This window comes from Streptomyces sp. NBC_01515 (genome assembly GCF_045040345.1).
Classification (GTDB): Bacteria; Actinomycetota; Actinomycetes; order Streptomycetales; family Streptomycetaceae; genus Streptomyces.
In genome coordinates, this window is the sequence record NZ_CP109416.1 from 8,487,800 (window position 1) to 8,510,195 (window position 22,396).

Annotated in this window: 18 protein-coding genes and 1 tRNA gene; 14 read left to right on the forward strand and 5 right to left on the reverse strand. The window is 71.6% G+C overall.

Annotated elements, in window-relative coordinates:
* Nucleotides 1-9: 9 nt before the first annotated feature.
* Nucleotides 10-1,437, reverse strand: coding sequence for a hydrolase (locus OG407_RS38160; protein WP_405864335.1), 1,428 nt, complete (start codon nucleotides 1,435-1,437; stop codon nucleotides 10-12).
* Nucleotides 1,438-1,729: 292 nt separating this feature from the next.
* Between OG407_RS38160 and OG407_RS38165 the strand changes: the two genes are divergently transcribed.
* The 12 genes from OG407_RS38165 (at nucleotide 1,730) to OG407_RS38220 (ending at nucleotide 15,745) form a co-directional block, all read left to right on the forward strand.
* On the forward strand, nucleotides 1,730-3,322 hold the full coding sequence (locus tag OG407_RS38165; protein WP_405864336.1) for a phage tail sheath family protein: 1,593 nt from the start codon (nucleotides 1,730-1,732) through the stop codon (nucleotides 3,320-3,322).
* Between the two features lie 78 nt (nucleotides 3,323-3,400).
* The gene (locus tag OG407_RS38170) at nucleotides 3,401-3,844 is read left to right on the forward strand and encodes a phage tail protein (RefSeq protein ID WP_327400579.1); all 444 of its coding nucleotides are present in this window, start codon (nucleotides 3,401-3,403) and stop codon (nucleotides 3,842-3,844) included.
* The gene (locus tag OG407_RS38175; protein WP_405864339.1) at nucleotides 3,844-4,335 is read left to right on the forward strand and encodes a hypothetical protein; all 492 of its coding nucleotides are present in this window, start codon (nucleotides 3,844-3,846) and stop codon (nucleotides 4,333-4,335) included. Before OG407_RS38170 ends, OG407_RS38175 begins: the two co-directional genes overlap by 1 nt.
* Complete coding sequence (locus OG407_RS38180; RefSeq protein WP_019063377.1) at nucleotides 4,332-4,490, forward strand: DUF6760 family protein; 159 nt, start codon at nucleotides 4,332-4,334, stop codon at nucleotides 4,488-4,490. Before OG407_RS38175 ends, OG407_RS38180 begins: the two co-directional genes overlap by 4 nt.
* A 2,742-nt stretch (nucleotides 4,491-7,232) precedes the next feature.
* Nucleotides 7,233-8,066 carry a hypothetical protein gene (locus tag OG407_RS38185; protein WP_405864341.1) on the forward strand — a complete coding sequence of 278 codons (834 nt, stop codon included), beginning with the start codon at nucleotides 7,233-7,235 and terminating at the stop codon, nucleotides 8,064-8,066.
* A gap of 52 nt (nucleotides 8,067-8,118) precedes the next feature.
* On the forward strand, nucleotides 8,119-8,541 hold the full coding sequence (locus tag OG407_RS38190; protein WP_200691099.1) for a phage tail protein: 423 nt from the start codon (nucleotides 8,119-8,121) through the stop codon (nucleotides 8,539-8,541).
* A 28-nt stretch (nucleotides 8,542-8,569) separates the two neighbouring features.
* Nucleotides 8,570-9,292, forward strand: coding sequence for a peptidase M23 (locus OG407_RS38195; RefSeq protein ID WP_405864343.1), 723 nt, complete (start codon nucleotides 8,570-8,572; stop codon nucleotides 9,290-9,292).
* Nucleotides 9,292-11,199: a VgrG-related protein gene (locus tag OG407_RS38200; RefSeq protein ID WP_405864345.1), complete on the forward strand. Its 1,908-nt coding sequence runs from the start codon at nucleotides 9,292-9,294 to the stop codon at nucleotides 11,197-11,199. The genes OG407_RS38195 and OG407_RS38200 overlap by 1 nt, the downstream gene beginning before the upstream one ends.
* Before the next feature lie 61 nt (nucleotides 11,200-11,260).
* On the forward strand, nucleotides 11,261-11,704 hold the full coding sequence (locus tag OG407_RS38205; RefSeq protein WP_019062855.1) for a GPW/gp25 family protein: 444 nt from the start codon (nucleotides 11,261-11,263) through the stop codon (nucleotides 11,702-11,704).
* A 3-nt stretch (nucleotides 11,705-11,707) separates the two neighbouring features.
* On the forward strand, nucleotides 11,708-13,666 hold the full coding sequence (locus tag OG407_RS38210; protein WP_405864347.1) for a putative baseplate assembly protein: 1,959 nt from the start codon (nucleotides 11,708-11,710) through the stop codon (nucleotides 13,664-13,666).
* A gap of 31 nt (nucleotides 13,667-13,697) precedes the next feature.
* Nucleotides 13,698-14,264, forward strand: a complete 567-nt coding sequence (locus OG407_RS38215) for a phage tail protein (protein WP_405864349.1) — start codon at nucleotides 13,698-13,700, stop codon at nucleotides 14,262-14,264.
* Complete coding sequence (locus tag OG407_RS38220; protein ID WP_405864351.1) at nucleotides 14,261-15,745, forward strand: NADase-type glycan-binding domain-containing protein; 1,485 nt, start codon at nucleotides 14,261-14,263, stop codon at nucleotides 15,743-15,745. The genes OG407_RS38215 and OG407_RS38220 overlap by 4 nt, the downstream gene beginning before the upstream one ends.
* A gap of 32 nt (nucleotides 15,746-15,777) precedes the next feature.
* Here the strand turns inward: OG407_RS38220 and OG407_RS38225 are convergent, their stop codons facing one another.
* Entirely contained in the window at nucleotides 15,778-16,236 is a 459-nt protein-coding gene (locus OG407_RS38225; protein ID WP_405864353.1) for a cupin domain-containing protein, read from the reverse strand.
* Between the two features lie 175 nt (nucleotides 16,237-16,411).
* On the opposite strand from OG407_RS38225, the gene OG407_RS38230 reads away from it, so the two are divergent.
* The gene (locus OG407_RS38230; protein WP_405864355.1) at nucleotides 16,412-17,029 is read left to right on the forward strand and encodes a TetR/AcrR family transcriptional regulator; all 618 of its coding nucleotides are present in this window, start codon (nucleotides 16,412-16,414) and stop codon (nucleotides 17,027-17,029) included.
* Nucleotides 17,030-17,051: 22 nt separating this feature from the next.
* On the opposite strand, the gene OG407_RS38235 is transcribed toward OG407_RS38230, so the two are convergent.
* From OG407_RS38235 to OG407_RS38245, 3 genes are all read right to left on the reverse strand, one after another.
* Nucleotides 17,052-19,436, reverse strand: a complete 2,385-nt coding sequence (locus OG407_RS38235) for a hypothetical protein (protein WP_405864357.1) — start codon at nucleotides 19,434-19,436, stop codon at nucleotides 17,052-17,054.
* Nucleotides 19,437-19,439: 3 nt separating this feature from the next.
* Nucleotides 19,440-19,511: transfer RNA gene (locus OG407_RS38240), tRNA-Lys, on the reverse strand.
* Nucleotides 19,512-19,616: 105 nt separating this feature from the next.
* The gene (locus OG407_RS38245; RefSeq protein ID WP_405864359.1) at nucleotides 19,617-20,660 is read right to left on the reverse strand and encodes a YbhN family protein; all 1,044 of its coding nucleotides are present in this window, start codon (nucleotides 20,658-20,660) and stop codon (nucleotides 19,617-19,619) included.
* A gap of 255 nt (nucleotides 20,661-20,915) precedes the next feature.
* Between OG407_RS38245 and OG407_RS38250 the strand changes: the two genes are divergently transcribed.
* Nucleotides 20,916-22,394, forward strand: a complete 1,479-nt coding sequence (locus OG407_RS38250) for a glycoside hydrolase family 3 N-terminal domain-containing protein (RefSeq protein WP_405864361.1) — start codon at nucleotides 20,916-20,918, stop codon at nucleotides 22,392-22,394.
* Nucleotides 22,395-22,396: the final 2 nt, after the last annotated feature.

Below are 22,396 nucleotides of genomic sequence, written 5' to 3' on the forward strand. Positions count from 1 at the left end.
CAAGAGCCGTCAGTTCGGCACCGTCAGCCTGACCGCCACCAGCCAGTGGTTGTTGTCGAGGGTGCCCGAGAAGCCGTAGTCGGGCCGCGGGTTGGTGCATTTCTGAGGGTCCCAGCCCCAGCCGGAGCTGCGGACGATCCAGCAGAGCTGACCACTGCCGATGTTGTTCGCGAAGCCCGTCATGTACGCGGAACCCGGCTTCGGGGTGCCGATGTAGTTGTCCTTGCCGTCGGCGATGATGTGCGTCCACCCCGGGTCCCAGTACTTGCCGAGGCCGTTGGTCGACGCGGGGTCGTGGATGAAGGCGTTCGCGGCCGAACCGGCGGTCCCGGAGACCGCGATGTTCACGGAGAGGATCTGCTCGTCGTCGGTGGAGGTGGCGGCCGTGGCACCGTCGCACTCCGGGGTCTGCCAGCCCTTGCCCCCGATGTAGATCCGGTAGCAGACATGGCGTCCGGAGTCCTGCGCGGCCAGCTTGTTCACGGCCGTCGCCGCCGTCACGGGCTTCGGCTTGGCGGACGGCTTGGAGTCTCCGCCGCCACCCGACCCACCACCCGCGGCAGCTGCGGCCGAGGTCTCGGCCGCCGGGGGCGCGCTCGTCACGACGGGCGAGGGCGGCGGGGGAGCGGCGCTCAGGGTGGGGCTGGGCGCGAGCGTACTGACGCCCGCGTCCTTCAACTGCTCGGTGGCGGCGGTCCGCACCTGCGGCTTGTACGCGATCCACAGCATCACGAAGGTGAGCGCGAGCGCCATGAGGACACCGAGGAAGGTGGCCAGCCAGCGCGGCAGGAATCCGCGCTGGAGGTAAGTCCCCTCCACGGGAAGGGGGTTGGCGCCGGACCGCAACACGCTGAGCGTGTACGGCCGTTGCTCCTTCGGCCCGAACCAGATGATCTTCCGCGGCTTCAGGGACGCCTTGACGAACGCGGCCCGGCCCGGCTCGATCTGCACATTGCCCGGATGGATGTCGTACGACAGCTGGTCGCCGTTGTCGCTGCCGCTGATCGACGCCGTGAGCTTGGTATTGCCGAGGTTGTCCACGGCGAGTTGGGGGCGGCCCCGGAAACGTCCCTTGACCGTCGGCGGCACCAGCTCCGCCCGCACCTCCGTGAACGGGGTGATGGTCAGATTGCCCTCGGGGACGGTGACCGCCTCCGGATGCTCGGTCGGCGTGATCCGCACCGCGTACGGGTTCGGGCCCGCCGTCGCGTCCGGGGTGCGCGGCGGCGCGAACGTCAGGTCGACCGTCCCCGTCGTGCCCGGATAGAGCCGCAGCGTCTGCGGCTCCACAGTGGTCCAGGGCGCGATGCTCCCGACCGGCTCGAAGCGGTACTCGTCCACGACGTCGCCGGTGTTGCGCAGCCGCAGCCGCACGCGGGTACTGCCACCGGGATCGACGGTCGCGGACGCGGGCTCCAGGGAGGTCCACAGACTCATGAGCCGACGCTACGACGGATGGTGAGGGCGCGTCAGCAGCCGCCGGGGCAACAGGAGTTGCCCAAAAGGGCCGCCCGCCAAACCCGTCACTGCCCCCGCGGCGACGGCGTCCACCGCGGTGGCACGGTACTACGGAGGACATGACGCGGCGGGCTGCCCGCGAACCGTGCCGCGGACTGCCCCTGAGGGCAAGGAAGTTGCCCCGAGGCAGGCACTCGGGGACGTTTCGGCGGCCGGGTCGCGCGCGTGACGCTTGAGGGCGTCCTGTCTCGTACCCCGAGGAGAGCAGAGTATGCCGTCCTATCTGTCGCCCGGCGTCTACGTCGAGGAGGTGGCCAGCGGCTCGCGCCCGATCGAGGGAGTGGGCACCTCGGTGGCGGCCTTCGTGGGCCTGGCCCCGACCGGTCCGCTGAACGAGCCGACCCTGGTGACCAACTGGACGCAGTACGTCGCTGCCTTCGGTGAGTTCACCGACGGGTACTACCTCGCTCACTCCGTCTACGGCTTCTTCAACAACGGCGGTTCGGCCGCCTACGTCGTCCGCGTCGGCGGCACCGGCGAGGGCACCGCCGCCGAGTCCAACTCCCCGTCCGCCGTGACGGGTTCGGCCGCCCCGGCCGCGCTGCCGCCCGGCGAGCCGGCCCAGCTCGGCACCTTCGCCGTGACCGCGCTGGCACCCGGCGACCTGAGCGTCGAGGTGACCGACGCCGAGGGCGAAGGCCCCGCCGAACGGTTCCGGCTGATCGTCAAGGACGCCGGCAAGGACGTCGAGAGCTTCGACGTGACCGCGAAGAAGGGTGGCCGCAACTACGTCGTCACCCAGGTCAAGGAGCGCTCCAGGCTCATCGCCGTGGCCGAGACGGCGCCCGCCGCGCAGCTGGCCCGCCCGGAGAACCAGACGGTCGCCCTCACCGCGCCCGCTCCCGCCTCCGCTTCACCCGCCGTACCCGGCAAGGGAAATGACACGGCGTCGCATCCCGGCCCGGCCACCTACCTCGGCGACTCCTCCGACCGCACCGGCTTCGGCGGTCTGGAGGCCGTGGACGAGATCTCCATGGTCGCGGTGCCCGACCTGATGGCCGCCTACCAGCGCGGCGCGATCGACCTGGAGGCCGTCAAGGCGGTCCAGTTGGGCCTGATCGCGCACTGCGAGCTGATGGGCGACCGGGTCGCGGTCATCGACCCGCCGCCGAGTCTGAATGCCCGTCAGATCCGGGTGTGGCGGCAGGAGACGGCCGGTTACGACTCCAAGTACGCGGCCCTGTACTACCCGTGGATCAAGACCTTCGACCCGTCCAGCGGACAGTCCCGGCTGATCCCGCCGAGCGGCCACATCTCCGGCGTCTGGGCCCGCAACGACTCCGAGCGCGGCGTGCACAAGGCACCGGCCAACGAGGTCGTACGCGGCGCGGTCGATCTGGAGACCCAGATCACCCGCGGTGAGCAGGACTTGCTCAACCCGATCGGCGTCAACTGCATCCGCGCCTTCCCGGGCCGAGGCATCCGCGTCTGGGGCGCCCGCACCATGTCCTCCGACCCGGCCTGGCGCTACCTCAACATCCGCCGGTACTTCAACTACCTGGAGGAGTCGATCCTGATCGGCACCCAGTGGGTGGTGTTCGAGCCGAACGACCACGCCCTGTGGGCGCGGATCCGGCGCAACATCTCGGCCTTCCTGGTCAACGAGTGGCGCAGCGGTGCCCTGTTCGGCCAGCGGCCGGAGGAGGCGTACTACGTCAAGTGCGACGAGGAGACCAACCCGCCGGAGTCCGTCGACGTCGGCCGGGTCGTCTGCGAGATCGGCATCGCGCCGGTCAAGCCGGCCGAGTTCGTGATCTTCCGACTGGCTCAGTTCTCCAGCGGCAGCGGGGAGTTGGAGGAGTAGGCGAGGCCGGGCCTCCCGTCACTCCAGGTCGTCATCTCCCCAGGTCGTCTTCAACACCCTTAGAAGGACAGCGAATTCATGAGTCTCCAGCCGGGTGACGCCCTCACCTCACACAATTTCGGCCTGCAGATCGACGGCGTGATGGTCGAGTACCTCGCGGAGGTCAGCGGCCTCAGCATCGAGCAGGACGTCATCACGTACCAGCAGAACACCCCCAACGGCCAGAACGTGGTCAAGAACATGCCGGGCGTGAAGAAGAACGGCACCTGCACGGTGATTCGTGGCATGACCCAGTCGGCCTCGTTCACCCAGTGGATCAACGAGTCGATCTCCGGTCAGATGACCACCGCGCGCAAGAACGCGTCGATCATCATGATGGACTTCCAGAACAACCCGGTGAAGCGCTACCACCTGCGCAACGCCTGGTGCAGCAAGATCGACGCGAGCACGGTGAAGGCGGGCGAGGCCGCCGCGCTCACCGAGTCCGTGACCATCGTGTTCGAAGAACTGGTCATCGAATAATGAGGCGTTCGGCGGTGGGCGCGGCTGTGGCTGCGCCAAGTGCGGAGCCGGTGGCGGAGATGGGGGCCGGTCCGATACCGGCCCCGGCCGCCCCCGCGCCCGCTCCGGCCGTACGGCAGACGCTGCGGACCGAGTTCCCCTTCCAGCTGCCGCGCGGTTACGTCGACGAGTCCGGCACGGTCCACCAGGACGGGGTGATGCGACTGGCCACCGCACGCGACGAGTTGGTGCCGCTGCGGGACGTCCGCGTGCAGGAGAACCCGGCGTATCTGTCGGTGGTGCTGCTCGGCCGGGTGATCACCAGGCTGGGCACCGTCCCCATGGTCCACGACGGGATCGTGGAGAACATGTTCGCCTCCGACCTCGCCTTCCTCCAGGACTTCTACCGCCAGATCAACGCGGAAGGCCACACCCGCGCGGCAGTTCAGTGCCCGCACTGCGCGGAACCCTTCGAAGTGGAGCTCGGCGGGAGCCGCCTGGGGGAATCGTGACGTACGCGACCGACCGGCTGCACGAGGAGATCGCGTACGTCGCCTACCACTTCCACTGGAGCCTGGAGAACATCCTGGACCTCGAACACCACGACCGCCGCCGCTACTTGGGCGAGATCGCGTCCCTGGTGACGCGCTCCGGGGCGGAGGGCTGACCGGTGGGGTTCTTGGACCGGTTGCGGGGGCGGGCTGGAGGCGACGCCAACTCCGGTGCGGGTAAGGGAGTTGGCGAGGGTCGGAGTTCCGGTGAGGTGGCTGGCTCCGCAGGTCCGGTGAGTTCTGCTGCTGCGGCTGCTGCGGCTGCTGCGGCTTCTACGGCTTCTGCGGTGGCCTTGGCCGCGTGGCCGGGGTTGCCGCCGATTCAGCGGGCTTCCGCTGCCGGGGGGACCGGGGTTGCCGACGCCGGGTTCGGTGCACGCTTGCCCACCTGGCAGAACCCGTCGTTCACGGGGTCGGGATTCCGTGCGGTGCTGGACGCGGAGCGGAGTGCCCGGATCGCGGGTTCCTCGCTGCCTGCGGCGCCGGTGCGGGCGGTACCGAGCCTGGGTCAGCCTGCGGGTGAACTGCCGTTGGCTGGGCGGGGGCTGGTTGCGCAGCCGGGGCCGGTGGTGCCGTTGCGCGCGACTGCGGGGCCTGTGGCGCAGCGGGCTGTGCCTCTTGCGTCGAGGGGGGCCGTGGGCGTGCGCGGTACTGCTCCGGCTCCTGTGGTTGGTTCGGTTGAAGCGGTGGGCCCGGCTTCCGGTATTCGGGTGACCGCGGTGCCGGCGTCGGAGCAACTCCGGCCGAGGACGGGGTCGTTGACGAGGTCGAGTGCGGCTGCGGTGCAGCGGCGGCTGGTTGGGCGGCGGAACTCGGGGGCTGTGGGGGGTGGTTCGGGTGGGGAGTCCGCGTCGGATGCAACTGGCGGTGATCGAGGGGAAGCTGAGCCGGGCGGCGGATCACCTGTTCCGTTCGCCGTCCCGGCCGCCGGTGACGTTGTAGAGCAACTCGGTGCTGTTGCGGGCGCAGTTCGTGGTGGGGGGGAGCGGCGGGACGTGGTTCCGGCGGCTCCGAGCAGGCCGGCGGTCGGCTCCGGTGAGGCGAAGCCCGCGGTGCAACGACGACCGGCGACGCCATCGGGCACACCGCAGATGCGACTGGCGGACGGTAGTAACGAACTCGTTGGCCCCAGCGTGACCGGGCCCGAAAGTCGCCCCGTCAGGCGCGGTAGCGCAGCTCCAGTTTCCGGGAACGGGACGGACCGCGTGCAGCGGGCGGGTGCCACGCCGGGTGCCACGGCCGGTGCTTCGGCCGCTCCGAAGTCCACGATGCCCTCGACGCCGACGCCGACGCCGACGCCGACGCCGACGCCGACGCCGACGCCGACGCCGACGCCGAACTCCGCAGTGCCGTCAGCCGAGTTGTCACCAGCCACGCCCGCTGCCCCTGCGCAGCCGACGGCCCCGAACACCTCCCGCGCACCGATGCCCGTACAGCGCGCCGCGACTGCTCCCGGCCCGCACGGAGACGGCATCACCCAGCCCCAGCCCCAGCCTCACGCCCCGGCATCCCTCGCAGAGCCGACGGACTCCGCCCGCACCCGGACCGACGATCCAACCCCCGGTCCTACGCCCCCTCCCGCACCCCAGATCCAACGCAGCGCCGCCCACCGCCCGCCTCGCAGCCCCCTCGGCGCCCCTCTCGCCACGCGCCCGAACGAGACACGGCAGCCCTCAACACCCGTACTGCAGATGCCCAGTTCGACTACTCGTCCCGCGCAGGGCAACATGCCCAATGCCCCTGCCCCGCACGATGATTCGCTCACGGCTCCGGCGCCCACGTCCTCGTCGGCAGTAGGTTCGCCAGCACCCGACCCCGACCTTCCGGCTCCCGTGACGCCCACTCCCGTCCGGCGCCGTTCACCCCTCGGCGCTCCGGTCACCGCCACCCCCGCAGACGCGAGGCCGCTCAGCGGTTCGCCGTTCTCGCCGGAAGGCGCTGGGCACCGTACGGAACCGGGTTCGAGGCCAACAGCGGGACCCGGGCCGACGATCCAACGAAGCGTCGCCCCCAACACGGCCGTGCCGCCCCCGGCCACAGCCCTGCCCCACCAGCCCGCCGCATACCCGACCACCGCCCATCCGCTTGCCGCACCCCCAACCACCGCGCCCAGGCCGACCGCACCTCCGGCCAACCCGGCGACACCGGCTCCAGGGCCGACGGTCCAGCGGAGTGTTGCCCCGGGCGGGCTGGTGTCGGCTGCGCAGGTTTCCTCGGTCACGGGCTCCACACCTGCCGCGCTCCCGATCACCGCAGCTCCGGTCGATCCGGCGACACCGGCAGTTCCGGCAACACCGGCTCCGGGGTGGGCGATTCAGCGGAGTGTTGCCCCGGGCGGGCTGGTGTCGGCTGCGCGGGTTCCCTCGGCCACGGGCTCCACACCTGCCGCGCTTCCCATCGCCGCAGCTCCGGCCGGGCCGGCGGCTCTGGTGGCACCGGGTCCGGGGTGGGCGTCTCAGCGGAGTGTTGCCCCGGGCGTGCCGGTGTCGGCTGCGCGGGTTCCCTTGGCCACGGGTTCCACGCCTGCCGCGCTCCCGATCGCCGCAGCTCCTGCCGAGCCGGCGACACCGGCGGCTCCGGCAACACCGGGTCCAGGGTTGGCGATTCAGCGGAGCAGTGCGCTCAGCACGCCGGTACCGGCCCCGCAGGCTCCGTCAGCCACCGCTCCGTCAGCCACCGCTCCCTCGGCCACCGCTCCCTCACTCGCCACGCCTACGACCACCGCAGACCCGACGCCTGTAGCCCCGGCCGCGAGCCCGTCTCGGGCCGCGTTTCCGTCCTCGGTCGGTCCCCGGCCCCCGGCGATGACTCCAGCCTCAGCCGTGACGCCGTCTCCAAGCGGGCCTCCGCCCTCGGCCGTGCCCTCAACCCCTGCTCCGCCCAGCCCGACCGCTCTCGCCCCGACCGCGCCCGCCCTCACCACCTCCCCGCTCACCCCGCCCCACCCCAATCCCCCAGGGGCGCGGGGAACTGCGCGACAAGCCCCCACGCACCTGCACCCGGCAAACAACCCGAACCACCCACCCCCGGCGCAGCGCCCCGCACCCCCATCGCCCTTCACCCCCGTACAACGTCACCGCCGCACGGCACCCACCAGGCCTGTCACACCCGTAGTACCCGGCACGAGCGCACCCCCCAGCACCTTCGGAGCACCGGGCGCCCCCGTACTACCCGGCACGCCCACAGTCCTCGGCGCCCCCAACGCCCCTGCCGTACCCGTAGTACCCCTACGCCTCTCCACCCCCGCACCGCACACCCCCCTCCCGGTCCTCACCCCACCCGCACCCGGACCCCTCCCCACCGCATCTCGCTCGCTCGCCCCGATCCCCACGGTCCAACGCACCCCCGCCGCCCCCGCCACCCTGAACCAGGCCCGCCCCACCCTCACCAAAACCCCCACCACAGTCGCCGCCCCCGCCTCACCCCCGCCGTACACCCCACCCCCCTCCCAGTCACCCCCACCCCCCGACCCGCCACCCCCGTACTCCCCGACCACAACCGCCAACGCCGCAGACCCCCCACCCCCCGCCTACGAGGCAATCCCCGCAGGCCAGTTCGACCCCCGAGACCTAACCGACTTCCAGCTCGACGAACTCGTGCACCGGATCATCGGCCGCATCACCCGCCTGATCCGCACGGAACTCCGCCTGGACCGCGAACGAATAGGCAAACTCCGCGACCCCCGCCACTGACCGGCACCGCAAGGCAAAGCACCGCAACAACAGAAAGGCAGGCCCACCCCCGATGTCCCGCCTCGACCCGGGCTCCACCATCTGGTTCACCCTCAGCATCGACGGCGAGAGCCTCGGCTACTTCAACGGGTGCGACGGGCTGTCGTCGACGGTGGAGATCGAGCACCGGCAGGAGGGCGGCAACAACGGCTTCGTCTGGCAACTCCCCACCCGTGTCACCTTCTCCACCATCCGGCTGACCCGCCCGCTCACCCCGGACACCGCGAAGGTCGCCAAGTGGATCTCCTCCGTGCAGACCGGGATCAAGCGCCCCACCGGACAGATCGCGGCCCTGCGCGCGGACGGTTCGGAGGTCGCGCACTGGGGGCTCATCGACGTGCTGCCCGTCAGCTGGCAGGGGCCTTCCCTCGACCCGGCGGGACCGGCCGTCGCCACCGAGGTCCTGGAGATCGCGCACCACGGATTCACGGACTGAGCGCGGCGGAGGAAGGGAGAGCAAGACCATGGCCACCACCAGCAGGGGCGCCGGCAAGAGCCTTGTCCGTGCCAGCCTCGCGATACATGAGCCACCCGTCGGGGGCAGTACCACCCCGGGCGGGCTCATCAAGACCTTCGCCTTCGACTTCAACCCGGCGCAGCTGTCCCTCACCCGCCGCGCCCAGTGGAAGACGACCCCCGCACAGATCGAACGGGACGGCTCCCTCCCGGAGTTCATGGGTTCGCAGCCGCGCGAGATGGGCGTGGAGATCTTCCTCGACTCCTCCGACGAGCCGACCAGCAACTCGGTGCTGAAGAAGGTCGAGTCACTGCTCGCCTGCTGCGACGTGACCACCAAGTCCATTGCCGCCAAACAGCCTTCGCCGCCCTGGGTGGTGTTCCAGTGGGGGTCGTTCTCCACCGCCCGGTTCACCGCCTACGTCTCCTCCGTCGAGGCCGCCTACTCGCTCTTCGGCACCACCGGCGTCCCCATCCGCGCCACCTGCCGGCTCCAACTGCACGAGATACCGAGCAACACCAAGGGCCAGAACCCGACTTCGGGCGCGCTCACCGCGCAGCGCGTCCACCGGGTCGTAGCGGGCGACTCGTTGCAGTCGCTGGCCTGGCGGGAGTACGGCGACTCCGCCGCGTGGCGGGCGATCGCCGAGGCCAACGGGATCGACGACCCGACGCGACTCGCGAACGGTGTCGAACTCGTGCTGCCCGCCGCCGAGGAGGTGCGTACCTGATGGTGAAGTCCGCGTTCTCCAACGTCGTCGAAGTGAAGATCGGCGGCGCCAAGATCCCTTCCGAGTACGCCCGTTACCTCGTCGACAGCTACGTCGACCAGGGCGTCGGCGTCCCGGCCGCGTTCCGGCTCACCTTCCGGGACCCGTACCGGCTGATCCTCGGCAAGCTCGGGGTCACCTTCGGCACGAAGGTCGTCATCGCGCCGGTCGCCGACGGACAGGGCGCCTCCGATCCGCTGCTGACCGGTGAGGTCACCGGACTTGAGGCCGACTACGACGGCACCGGCACCTTCACCGTCGTGCGCGGCTACGACTTCGGGCACCGGCTGCTGCGCCAGCGCCGCGTCGCCGCCTACCGCAACCAGAGCGCGTCCGACATCGCCCGCAAACTCGCCGCCCAGGACGGGGTGCCGATCGGGAAGATCACGTCCACGCGCACCGTGTACGAGTTCATCTCCCAGTCCAACGTGACCGATTGGGACTTTCTCGCTCGGCTCGCGGACGAGAACGAGATGGTCATGTCGGTGGACGCGGACGGCAAGTTCCAGTTCGTGGAGCCGAAGCCGTCGTCCGGTGCGCCGTCGCCCGAAACCGACGGCGACAAGAGCCCGTTCGTGCTCCAGGCCGGGCACGACATCCTGCGGCTGCGGGCCGCCGTGACCGCCGCCGACCAGGTCGGCACGGTCGAGGCGCGCGGCTGGGACGTCACCACGAAGAAGAAGCTCACCGCCACCTCGCCCGGGGCCTCCAATCCGTCCATCGGCATCGGGACCACCCCGGGCGCGGCGGCCGGAAAGTTCAAGACGGCCAAGCTGGTCGAGACGGGCACGCCGTACGACAAGCAGAACGAGGTGAAGTTCGCCGCCGCCGCCCTCGCCGACGACGTGACGTCCTCCTTCGCCGAGCTGGAGGTCGTCGCGCGCGGAAATCCCAAGCTGCGGCCGGGAGTTCCGGTCGCGCTCGCGGACGTGGGCTCGCCCTTCGAGGGCAAGTACACGGCCACCTCCGTACGGCACGTCTTCGGTGACGGCAAGCACTACGAGACCTGGGTGACGGTCAGCGGACGGCAGTGGCGTTCGCTCTACGGGCTCGCCTCGGGCGGCTCGGAGACCGCACCCCGGCTGCCCGGCGTCGCCAACGCCGTGGTCACCGACGTCAACGACCCGCTCAAGCAGGGGCGGGTGAGGTTGCAGTTCCCTTGGCTGGACGACACCTACGTCAGCGACTGGACGCGCACCGTGCAGTGGGGCGGGCTCGGCGGTGGCGGGATCTTCCCCATGGACGTCAACGACGAAGTGCTGGTCGCCTTCGACCGGGGGGCACTTGACCATCCGTTCGTGATCGGCGGGCTCTACAACGGCAAGGACAAGCCGACCGTCGTCGGTGACGTGCCGCTGCACGACGCGGTACGGAAGAAGGCGAGCCGGCACACCGTCTCCGACCGGGACGGCAACCGGATGGACCTGCTCAGCCAGAAGACCGGCGGACGCAAGCAGGGTGTCCGACTGGCCTCCGGGGACAAGCGGTTGACCATCACCCTGGACCGCACGAACACCGAGATCGTCGTGGACAGCAAGGGCGAGGTCACCATCAAGGGCAGCCGCGCGGTGTCGGTCGAGGCCGGTACCGACCTCACCCTCAGCGCCCGGCGCAGTCTCACGATCAAGAGCGGCGGGCCGCTGAACATCGAGGGGCGCGGGCTGGTCAACGTCAAGTCGACCACCGGAGCGATCACGGTGGACGCGATGGGCGCCCTCAACATGAAGGCGCTCGGCAACGCGATGCTCACCGGCGGCGCGAGCGTGCAGATCAACTCCATCGCCAACGTGGGGATTCGGGCCGTCACCGTGCCGATCATGGGCGTGGTCACCCTCAACGGCCTTGTCCCGATGGTGATTCCGGCATGAGCGGCCCAACGGCCAAGGACATGAGTGGTCCAACGGGCAGGGAACAGGCGGGTGTTGTCTGATGGCCGAACAATTCGTGGGCTCCGGCTGGTCGTTCCCGCTGCGCATCGGGCCGACCGGCGGCATCGCGCTGGTCAGCGGGGAACGCGAGGTCGAGGAGGCGATCCGGCTCGTCCTGTCGACGGCGCCGGGCGAGCGGCCGATGCGGCCCGACTTCGGCTGCGCGATCCACGACCTGGTGTTCGCACCGGTCAACGAGCAGACCGCGGGCCGGATCCAGCACGAGGTGCACGTCAGCCTCGACCGCTGGGAGCCGCGCATCGAGGTCGACGACGTCGAGGTCACCGCGGGCACCGAACAGAGCGTGCTGTACATCGATGTCCGCTACTCGATCCGCGGCACCAACAACCCGCGCAGCCTCGTCTTCCCCTTCTACGTCATCCCGTCCCACGACGAGCCGGACACCTCCGGTACGCCCGGCACGGCTGCTGAAAGCGACAACTGACCGATGGCCCTCCCCTCCCCGAACCTCGACGACCGCCGCTTCCAGCAGTTCGTCGACGACGCCAAGCGCTACATCCAGCAGCGCGCCCCGGAGTGGACCGACCACAACGTCTCCGACCCCGGCGTCACCCTCGTCGAGACGGTCGCGCACATGGCCGACCAGATCGTCTACCGCCTCAACCGGGTACCGGACAAGAACCACTTGGCCTTCCTCGACCTGGTCGGCATCACGCTCTTCCCGCCGTCCGCGGCCCGTACCGACGTCACGTTCTGGCTGTCGGCGCCCCAGGAGGAAGCGGTGCAGGTGCCGCTCGGCACCGAGGTGGCGACGATGCGCACGGAGGGCGAGGAGGCGGTGGTCTTCGCCACCGAGCGCGAACTCGCCGTAGTACCAAGCGCGTTGCGGCATCTCGTCGTGCAGCACCGGGGCAAGCAGGTCGTCGACCGGACCCACGACCTGGCCGAGGGCAACCACGTCATGTGCTTCGCCGAGGCGCCCGACCCCGGCGACTCCATGCTGTTCGGCCTCACCGCCGCCGTCCCGCACTGCGCTCTCGCCCTCGAACTCGACAGCCGCGTCGACGGAGTTGGCGTCGACCCGCGCCAACCGCCCCTGGTCTGGGAGGCGTGGACCGCCGACGGCTGGCAGCCCTGCGAGGTGGACCGTGACGGCACCGGCGGCCTCAACCGCCCCGGCGCGGTCGTCCTGCACGTCCCCGGCGGCCACACCCTGTCGCGCAACGGCGGCCAGGAAGCGGGCTGGTTGCGCTGCCGCGTCACCGAACCCCACTCCGACCAGCCCTTCTACACCACCTCGCCGACCGTCCGCTCCGCCGAGGCCTTCACCATCGGCGGCACCACCACCGTCGTCCACGCCGACACGGTCTACGACGAGGCGCTCGGCGAGTCCACCGGCCTGCCCGGACAGCGGCTGCGGCTCTCCCACACACCGGTCGTCGGCGACGCCGTACCCCTGCTGCTCCAGACCGCCGAGCACGACGGCTGGACGGACTGGCAGGTCGTCCCGCACTTCGCCGCCTCCGGCCCCGACGACCGCCACATCACCCTCGACGCGGCCACCGGCGAACTCGCCTTCGGACCCGCCGTCCGCGAACCCGACGGCTCCCTGCGCCAGTACGGCGGGGTCGCCCCCAAGGGCTCGGTGATCCGCGCCCGCCGCTACCGCACCGGCGGCGGCCGGTCCGGCAACGTGGCACGTGGCGCGGTCCAGATCCTGCGCAGCTCCATCCCGTACGTCTCCGAGGTCGTCAACCGCGAGGCCGCGCGCGGGGGAGTGGACGGCGAGACCGTCCAGGAGGCCAAGACCCGCGCGCCGATCACCCTGCGCGCCCAGGAACGGGCGGTCACCCTCCGGGACTACGAGGAACTCTCCCGCCGGGCCGCCCCCGAGACCGCGCGCATCACCTGCCTGGAGGGCGACGAGGAGGAGCACGGGGCTTATGCCGTACGGGTGTTGGTGGTCCCGCAGGCCGTGCCCGACCCGGGTGGCCGGCTCCGCTTCGAGCAACTGGTCCCGGGTGACGCCCTGTTGGAGCGCATCACCCGGCATCTCGACGAACGGCGGCTGATCGGGACCCGGTTGGCGGTCGGGCCGCCCTTCTACCAGGGCGTCACCGTCGTCGCCACGGTCCACGCCTTCCGGGGTGTCGACACCGACCGGGTGCGCCGTCAGGCCCATGACGCCCTCTACCGCCACCTCGACCCGCTCACCGGCGGTTCGGACGGAAAGGGCTGGCCGTTCGGACGTCCCGTGCAGTCCGGCGAGGTCTTCGCGGTGCTCCAGCGCGTACCCGGCGTCGAGTTGGTCGACGAGGTCGTCCTGCACCCCGCCGACCCGCTCACCGGCAAGCGCGGCGACCCGACCGACCGCATCGACCTGGAGCGGCCGTCGCTGGTGTTCTCCTTCGACCACCGCGTCCGCGTGATCGGAGACGGCGCGTGAACACCATCAACTCCCAGCAGGGAGGCGTGTGTTGAGGGGATCAGTTGACGGCCTCGGTTCCTCCGCGCCGATCGGTGCCATGCTGCCCGCCGTGTTCGCCGACGACGACCTCGCCCAGCGTTTCGTCGCCGGGCTAGACGAGGTCGTGGCGCCGATCCTGAGTGTGCTGGACTGCCTGGACACGTACTTCAGGCCGTCGCTCGCACCGCTGGATTTCGTTCAGTGGCTGGGGAGTTGGGTCGGTGCCGAGACCGACGGCAGCGAGCCGGAGGAGCGGCTACGGGCCGCCGTGGCCGCCGCCACGTACCTCCACCGTATTCGCGGCACCCGGCGCGGACTGGCCGAGGCCGTGCGGCTCGCCTTCGGTGCCGAACCGGAGATCACCGAGAGCGGGGCCGCCGACTGGAACGCCCGCCCGCTCGGCCCGGTACCCGGCGAGCGCGGCCCGCGTCTGCACGTCCACCTGCGGCTGCCCGCGCCGACCACCCTCGACACCCACCGCCTCGACGCCCTCGTGGCTGCCGCCCGCCCCGCCCACATGCCGTACACGGTCCAGGTGACCGCCACCGTGCTCCCCGAAAGGAACCCCGAGAGATGACGACCACCCAGAGCTGCGCCGAATGCGGAACCCGCGCGGAACCGGGCCAGTCGTTCTGCGACGCCTGCGGCGCCGTCCTCAGCTGGACGGACCGCGCGGGCGCCCGCACCGGGGCCCCGGCCGAACGCGGCGAGAGCGCCGGGGGAGCCCCGGCCGTCAGCGGTGACCCTGGCTGGAACGCCTTCTCCCAGCCCGACAACCAGCGGCCCGCACCAGGGAGTTCGGGCTCGGACGACCCCGCCGCCCGACTCGACGCGCTCTCCCTGCGCCTGGACGCCCTGGCCGCCGGCGGCTCCTACGATTCGGTCGGCGCGAGCGCCCACCAGGAACCGGCGAGCGGCGAGGCGTCCGGCGCTTCTACGGCTCCCCGTCCCTCCGGAGCTTCTACGACTCCCCACGCGTCCGCCGCCGCCACGACCCACCCCGCGCCCCACCCGAGCGGCGACCCGGCGCCCGCCCCGACCCCCGCGCCCGACGCACCGTACGGTCACCACCACGACGGCACCACCACCCGCACCCCTTCCACCACCGACACCGCTCCCACCGAACCGGTCCCCGCCACCTCCCCGGAACCGGAACCGGAGTCCGAGGCCGAGCGCGCCCGGCGGCTTCTCGTCCCGGTCTCCGACCCCGAGCCCCGCCAGGTTCCCTCCGTTGCCCCGGTCCTGCCCGGCCGCCCGGTCGCCGCGCGTCCGCAGGCCGTACGGGCACCCGGCGTCGAACCGGGCGCCGTCGGCGGAGTGCCCTGCCCCTGGTGCGCGACGGGCAACCGGCCCGACCGGCACTACTGCGCCCGCTGCGCGATGCCCATGGCCGGAGAGGAGCAGGCCCCCGGCCGGCTGCCCTGGTGGCGGCGGCTGCTCGCGTTCCGGAACGGCGAGATCCCGTGGGCGGGCGACCGGCCCCGGCTGCGCCGTACCTTCGACCGGGTGCTGACCTGGGTGGGCGCGGCGGTGGTGCTGACCCTGCTGATCGTGCTGGCCGTCAACATCCCGCGTGGCGTGGACGCGACGAAGGACCACTTCGCCAAGCGGGCCCCCGTCTACCCGGACCGCGTCACCGCCTCCCGCTCCTTCCCCGGGCACAAGCCGGACCTGGCCTTCGACCGGCTGAACAACACCTGGTGGGGGCCGGGGGTGACCCAGTCGGGCAAGGGGGAGTGGCTGGAGGCGACGTTCGACGAGCCGACCCGGCTGCTGGACCTGATGATCACCCCGGGTGAATCCACCCGCCCCGACCAGCTCAGCCAGTCGGCGCTCCCGCACCGGATCGAGGCGGAGATCACCACGGCCGACGGCAAGAAGATCACCCGCCAACTCACCCTGGACCAGGGCGCGGGCGCCCAGCGCCGCTCCTTCCGGGTCGGCACGGTCAGGTCGGTCCGCTTCACCATCGAGTCCGCCTACGGAGCCTCCGGAGGCAAGCAAGTGGCCATCGCCGAGATCGAGTTCTTCGGCCCGTCGAACTCGGGCGGCTCCTGACGGACGGTCCGTGAGGCGGTGAGCGCGGGGCCTCAGGCGTAGTCGGTCGCAGGGACCGTGCCGTAGCGGCTCATCGTCTCGATCGTCGACTCGGTGTTGAACTCCCGGCCGCCGGCGATCATGTCCCGCAGCTCGCGGAAGTACTGCACGAACAGGTCGGGCGTGAAGGTGTTGACCATCACCGCGGGCTCGTCGCCGGGGTTGGCGAAGGTGTGCGGGGCACCGGGCGGGATCATCGCGAGGGTGCCGGCCGGGGCGACGTGGACGGTCTCGCCGATGGTGAAGTGCACGGTGCCGGAGACGACGTAGAAGCCCTCGTCGTGCTGGGCGTGGCGGTGCTGCGGCGGGCCCTGGGTGTGCGGGGCGAGGGTGATCTCGCCGATCCCGAGACGGTGGCCGGTGGTGCTGCCGTCCTCCAGGATGCGCATCGTGACCGGGCCCAGCTGGATCGACTCGCCGTCGTCCGGACCGACCACGGAAACCTCGTTCATCGCCGACTCCCTTGTATGTGGCGCGAGTTGAGCGTTCGTCGCGCTGTGGCGCGCCCTCAGAAGAGTAGGCGGACATCTCTCGTTATGCAAGCAGACTCTCACAATGAGAGCTTGTCGTGATAACGTAAGGAAGACGGACGGCGACGACGAGCGAATACGGGGAAGTGACGCACCGATGGCGACAGCACAGACGGACACGGGCCGCAGCAACCAGAAGAAGCGCACCCGTACGGCGATCGTCGAAGCGGCGCGCGGGCTGATCGGCACGGGCAGCGAGGTGACCATGCCCGAGGTCGCCCGCGTCGCCCTGGTCTCCGAGGCCACCGCCTACCGCTACTTCCCCGACCTGCCCTCGCTGATCGGCGAGGCCCTGGCCCGTGTCTGGCCCGACCCCGTCGACGCGCTCGGCCCGGTCGCCGACTCCCGCGATCCGGTCGAACGGATCGCGTTCGCCTGCGAGTTCCTGCTCCGCGGCACCCTGGCCCGGCAGGGCGGGGTGCGCGCGATGATGGCCGCGACCATCGTCCGCCCCGACACGGCGAACATGCGCCCCGGCATCCGCTTCGGCCTCATCGACCACGCCCTCGCCCCCCTGACGGCCACCCTCGGGGAGTCCGACCCGGACGCGTTCACCCAGCTCAAGCGGGGTCTCGCGGTGGTCATGGCGGCGGACGCCCTGTTCACCCTCACCGACCAGTGCGGCCTCACCCCCGACGAGGCGATCACCAGCGCCGTAGGCACCGCGAAGACCCTCACGGAGGCGGCGGTACGCGCGGTGGCCGACGGGTCCTAGCGGCCGCCGGCGTGCGTGCTTCTCAACTCCCCTTTGTATCTACGGCGGTTGGGTCCGTCGCCAGCCAGTGGCCGTCCGTGGTCCAGCCGAGGAGTCGGCGGGCGCGGCCCCCGTCCACCGTGCCGTCGGGGGCGAAGGCGCCGCCGTCCGCGACCAGGCGCAGCCCGGCCAGCGCGGGCGCGAGGCGGGCGGTGACATGGGGAGCGTGGCGGGCCGCCGCCACGTCGAGGTCGTCGAGCACCCGCCGCTGTTCGGCGGCCGTGCAGAGGGACAGGTGGAACACCAACTGCCGCCAGGCGTACGCCGCGTCCTTGATCGTGGAGTACGGCCACGGGGTGCGCTGCACCCGGGCCGTCAGCCGGCACACGGTGCCGAAACAGCGGCGCGCCAGATCCGCCCACCCCGGCTCGGGGGCGATGCCGACCCGGTGGACCAGCGTGGCCAGGTTGTGCGTGGTCAGGATCTGGGACTGCTCGATCACCTTGCCGTTCGCCGCCACCCAGGACCCGGACGAGGAACCGGACTTCGGCCCCGCCGGAGCCGATGAAGCCGCCGCGGCCCGCTCCGCGCACAGCCGCGCGAACCCCGGGGACGTGCGGGGCCCTGCCCCCGCTTTGTCCGACCGGCCCGCCAACTCGCCCGCGTGGACGGTCCCTTCGGCGATCGCCAGTTCCCGGATCGCCGCGTAGTCGATGCCGTAGTACCGCTCGTACAGCGAACCACCGAGCAACTCACCCGCGATCCCTGCCGCTACAAGGAACTTGGGGCCGAAGGCGTCCATGAAGATGTCGGCGGCCAGCTCCTCCACCAGTGGGGCGCCCAGCTCCGACTGGCGGGCGAGCACTCCGAGTTCGCGCACGAGCGGGTTGGGCAGGATCGTGCCGGGGAACCCGCGCACGGCCAGCTCGCCCAACTGCCGTAGCAGCAGGGCGGCTTCGGCCGTTCCATCACCGCGCTGCGCGGCCACCGCCCGTACCCAGGGCAGTTCCTCGATCCGGACCTGCCGCTCCAGGTTGAGCAGGAGCAGCGAACGGCGGGTGCGGAACGCGCGGTAGTTGGCGGCCATCAGCGTCCGCAGCGCCTTGTCGTCGTAGCTTCGCGCGGTGGTTTCGGCGACCAGCTGCGGTACCAGTTGAGCCAGTACCTCGGCCGAGGGGACAACTCCCCTTTCCACGAGGGTGGATACCGGTGCGCTGAGCGCGTCCTCGACCACCCGGCTTACGGCGGATGGGAGTTGAGAACCGGCGGGCAGGCCGGTCTCCCGCTGCTCCGGCTCGGAGACCGGGGCGAGTACGGGTGCGAGGTCGGCGATGCCCGACTCCTGGGGCAGCACGGCGAGCCGGCCCACCACCACTTGCGCCAGGGCGTAGTGGGAGGGGAGTGCGGCCTGGCTCCGCTGTACGCGGCGCAGTTCCGTGTGCGGTGCCGAGCCCGGCAGGCCGCGCCGCCGCACCATCGACGTGACGGCGTGCCGCAGCAGCCCGAGCCGTCGCGCGTCCAACTCCCGCCCGGCGACGGTCTCTTCGAGCGCACCGCGCAGAATGCCCAGGTTCTCCTTGGGATTACGGTGCTTCCCGCAGCGTGTGTGCTCCTCGGCCAGCAGCCGGTAGCGGCTCAACAGCGCGGCACCGCGCTCCAACCAGTCGGCATCCGGGGCGAGTTCGAGCACCCGCGCGTCCTCCGCGCCCGCCGTCTCCAGCCAGTGGACGAGCAACTCGTCCCCGAACGGCTGCCATACGGCGAGTGCCTCGCGCTGTGTCTCCACGGCCGCGTTCGGGCGCCGCCGGACCAGCCGGTCCACGGTGTCGGAGACGCTACGGCGGTACAGCGCGTCGGTGACGTCCGGCGCGGGCCGACCGGTCGACGGGCGTGGCAGGAAACGGAGTTGATCCGCGAACGGCTCCAACTCCGCGACCAGGTCCAGGGCGGCGGCCGACTCCCCGTGCCGCACCAGCCAGGCCATGGTGAGCAGTGCGCCCTCCTCGGGCACGGTCACCTCGTACCGCCCGCTGTTCAACTGCCCCCACAGCCAGGCGAGTCCGGTGTCGGTGAGGCAGTGCGCGAACAGTGCCCGCCGGTCCGCGGGCACGCCGAACCGCTCCGCGAGCCGCGTCTCGTACGGCTGGAGCGGGCCGCCCGCGCCCGGGGTGCCCGTGGCGAAGCCGCCGTGCACCACCTCGGGGGTGATCCAGGCGGGGAGTCCGGCCACCGGGGTGCGCGAACCGATCGACAGCAGGCCGCCGGCCATCCCCGCGAGCACGGCACGCCAGCGCGTCACGCGGCTCTCCGCGCGACGGCGGGTGTCGGCGTCCTCGTGGGTCAGCGCGGTCGTGAAGGCCTTGGCCAACTGCCCTTGGGCATAGCCGGGGTTCGCGGTGAGGTGCTGCTGGTCAGCGTCGTCATTCATAAGCCGACGTGGCAGGTCCTGCCCCTGCGCCCTCCGGGACAAGAGCCCGGTGCTCCGCTGCTGAGCCACACGCCGATGAGCAGCGACGCTAGACGCCGGACGGGTGGCCGTACAAGGGGATTTCGACGGACAAGGGGATGCCGATGTACAGGGGGGTGTCGACGTACAGGGGGAAGTCGGTCACAGCACCTTCCGGTGGACCAGCGCCGACAGCATCAACGCGCCCGGCAGCAACGGCACCCACACCGTCAGGACCCGGTACCCGATGACGCTCGCCGTGGCCAGGTCCATGGGGGCGCCGAACGCGACCATCGTGAACACCGTCGCCGCGTCCACGGGACCGATCCCGCCGGGTGCGGGAACCGCGCCGACCGCGGTGCTGGCGGCGAGGAACGCGAGGACGACCTGTGGCCAGGACAGCGGCATGCCGAGCGAGGCGCCGACCGAGAAGATCACGGTCGCCTGGAGTACCGGTGCGGCCGCCGCTCCGCCCCAGAGGGCGAGGACGCGACTGGGCATGGTGTGCAGCTGCCGTACGTCGGTCAGGGCGGTGCGGAAGCAGCGGAGGACCGGGCGGCGCAGCGGAGGGACCACGGCCAGGAGCAGGCCGGCCGTGCCGAACGCGACCCCCAGCCCGCCGAAGGCGAGGACCAACGACCAGCCCCGCGGGACGAGTTGGCCGGACCTCAGCATCTCGGGGAAGGCGATGAGGAAGGCGATGAGCACGATGGTCTTCGCGATCGGCCGGACGAGTGAGTACAGGGCGAGCGAGGCGGTGGCGCGCGCGAGGGGGATGCCGCGGCCCTGGAGGAAGCGCAGCGTGACGGCGTGCGCGCCGATGCTGGCCGGCAGCGCGTGGTTGGCGGCACCGGCGGCGAACTGCGAGGCGATCAGCAGACCGGTCGGCAGCCGCTCGGGCACGGCACCCTGGCGGACGAGGGCGGCGGTGCCCCAGCCGAGACAGGTGAAGAAGAACGCGGCGAGCAGCCACCAGGGGTCGGCGGAGGCGAGCCGGGCCGTGCCGTCGTACATCGCACGCCAGTCGACCGCCGCCCACACCGCGATCAGCAGCAGGGGCAGCAGGGTCAGGATCCTGGTGGCGAGGCGTGCCGCGGAGGGGAGGCGGGGGAGGCGGAAGGGGACGGGGGCGGTCGTAGTGGCGTCGGGGCCGGCGGTGGAGACGGGGAGCGGCCCGGGGATCTCTTCGAGCGGAAGCAGGGACACGTTGCGAAACGTTCCCGTCCGGTATGACGTCGTGGTGTCCGCCAGCGGAAGGGGCGCGGGCGGCTGGGCGACGCGGACGGCGTGAATGGCTTGAAGGGCCCGGGTGAACGCACCGGGCGCACCATCGGCGTCATCTGTGACACCGCCCACGTCACCGCCCGCTCCACCGCCCACGCCACCACCCCAGATCATTGCCTGAATCAACAATCCATCGGTTTGTTGACTTTAGGTTGAGCGAGCCATTTGAATTCCAGTATGACCCACGCCGAGCGTACGTCCGCCGCCGTCACCGCCCTGCCCGTCGACCTCGACGAGGCGGCCCACCGCTGTCTGGTCGCCGGGTTCGACGGCGCGACGACCGTGCCGGACCAGCTCAAGCGGCTCATCGACCGCGGCCTCGGCGGGGTCATCCTGTTCACCCGCAATGTGCGCGACGCTCAGCAGGTGAGCCGGCTCACCGACCAACTCCGGTCCATCCGCCCGGACCTGCTCGTGGCCATCGACAACGAGGGCGGCGACATCGGCCACTTGGTGAACGCCGGAGCCCCGGACGTCCCGGGCTCCTACGCCCTCGGAGTCGTCGACGACCCGGCCCTGACCGCCCGTTGCGCCGACGCGCTCGCAGGTCACCTCGCCACACTGGGCATCACCGCCTCGTACGCACCCGTCGCCGACCTTCAGCACCAACCGCGCAACCCGATCGTGCGCACCCGCTCCTTCGGTGCCGATCCCGCCCTGGCCGCCCGCCATCTGCGCGCCTGGATCACCGCCACCGACGTCCGCGGCATCGCCTCCTGTGCCAAGCATTTCCCGGGCCACGGCGGCACAATCACCGACAGCCATCACGGTGTCGCCACGGACCCGCGCCCGTACGACGAACTCCTCGTCGACCTCGCACCGTTCCGCGCCGCCATCACCGCGGGCGTGCCGATGCTGATGAGCGCGCACGTCGTCTTCCCGGCCCTGGACGCCAACCGCCCCGCCACCCTCAGCCGCCGCATCCTCGGCGACCTGCTCCGCCTCGAACTCGGCTTCGACGGCGTCCTCGTCAGCGACGCCCTGGAGATGAAGGCGATCGCCGACGCGTACGGCGAAGCCGCCGGGGCCCGGATCGCCCTCGCCGCCGGAGCCGACCAAGTCATCGTCGCCGTACCGGACTTGGACGTCACCCTGGCCTGCCGGGACGCCGTGCTCGACGCGCTGCACTCGCAGGTGCTGTCCGAGGAGCGGGTGTGGGAGGCGGCCGGCCGGGTCCGACGGCTCGCCGAGCGGTACGCGACCCCGCGCCGCACGGCCGCCCCCTGGGACGCGGACGCCGGCCTGGAGGCGGCCCGCCGCGCCGTACGCACCCGGACCCTGCCCCCGCCACTGCGCGGCGCCCACGTCGTCGACCTGTTCCCGGCCCCGCACCCCGCCCTGAACTGGGGCGGCGAGGACCTCCTCACCGAACTCCGCGCGATCGACCCCACGGCCACCGGCACCGCCCTCAACACGGAACCGGCCGACCCCGCCGCCCTCGTCGACGGGATCGTCCGGACGGGCGCCTCGCTGGTCGTCGCCACCTCCGACGCCGGCCTGCACCCCTGGCAGGCCCGGCTGCGCGACACGCTCACGGCCTGGCGACCCGATGCCGTACTGGTCGACACCGGGCTGCCGGAGGGCGGCGCCCTCTGCTCCTACGGGCGCGGGCGGGTCAACCTGCGGGCGGTCGCGGAGGTACTCGCGGGCGCATGATC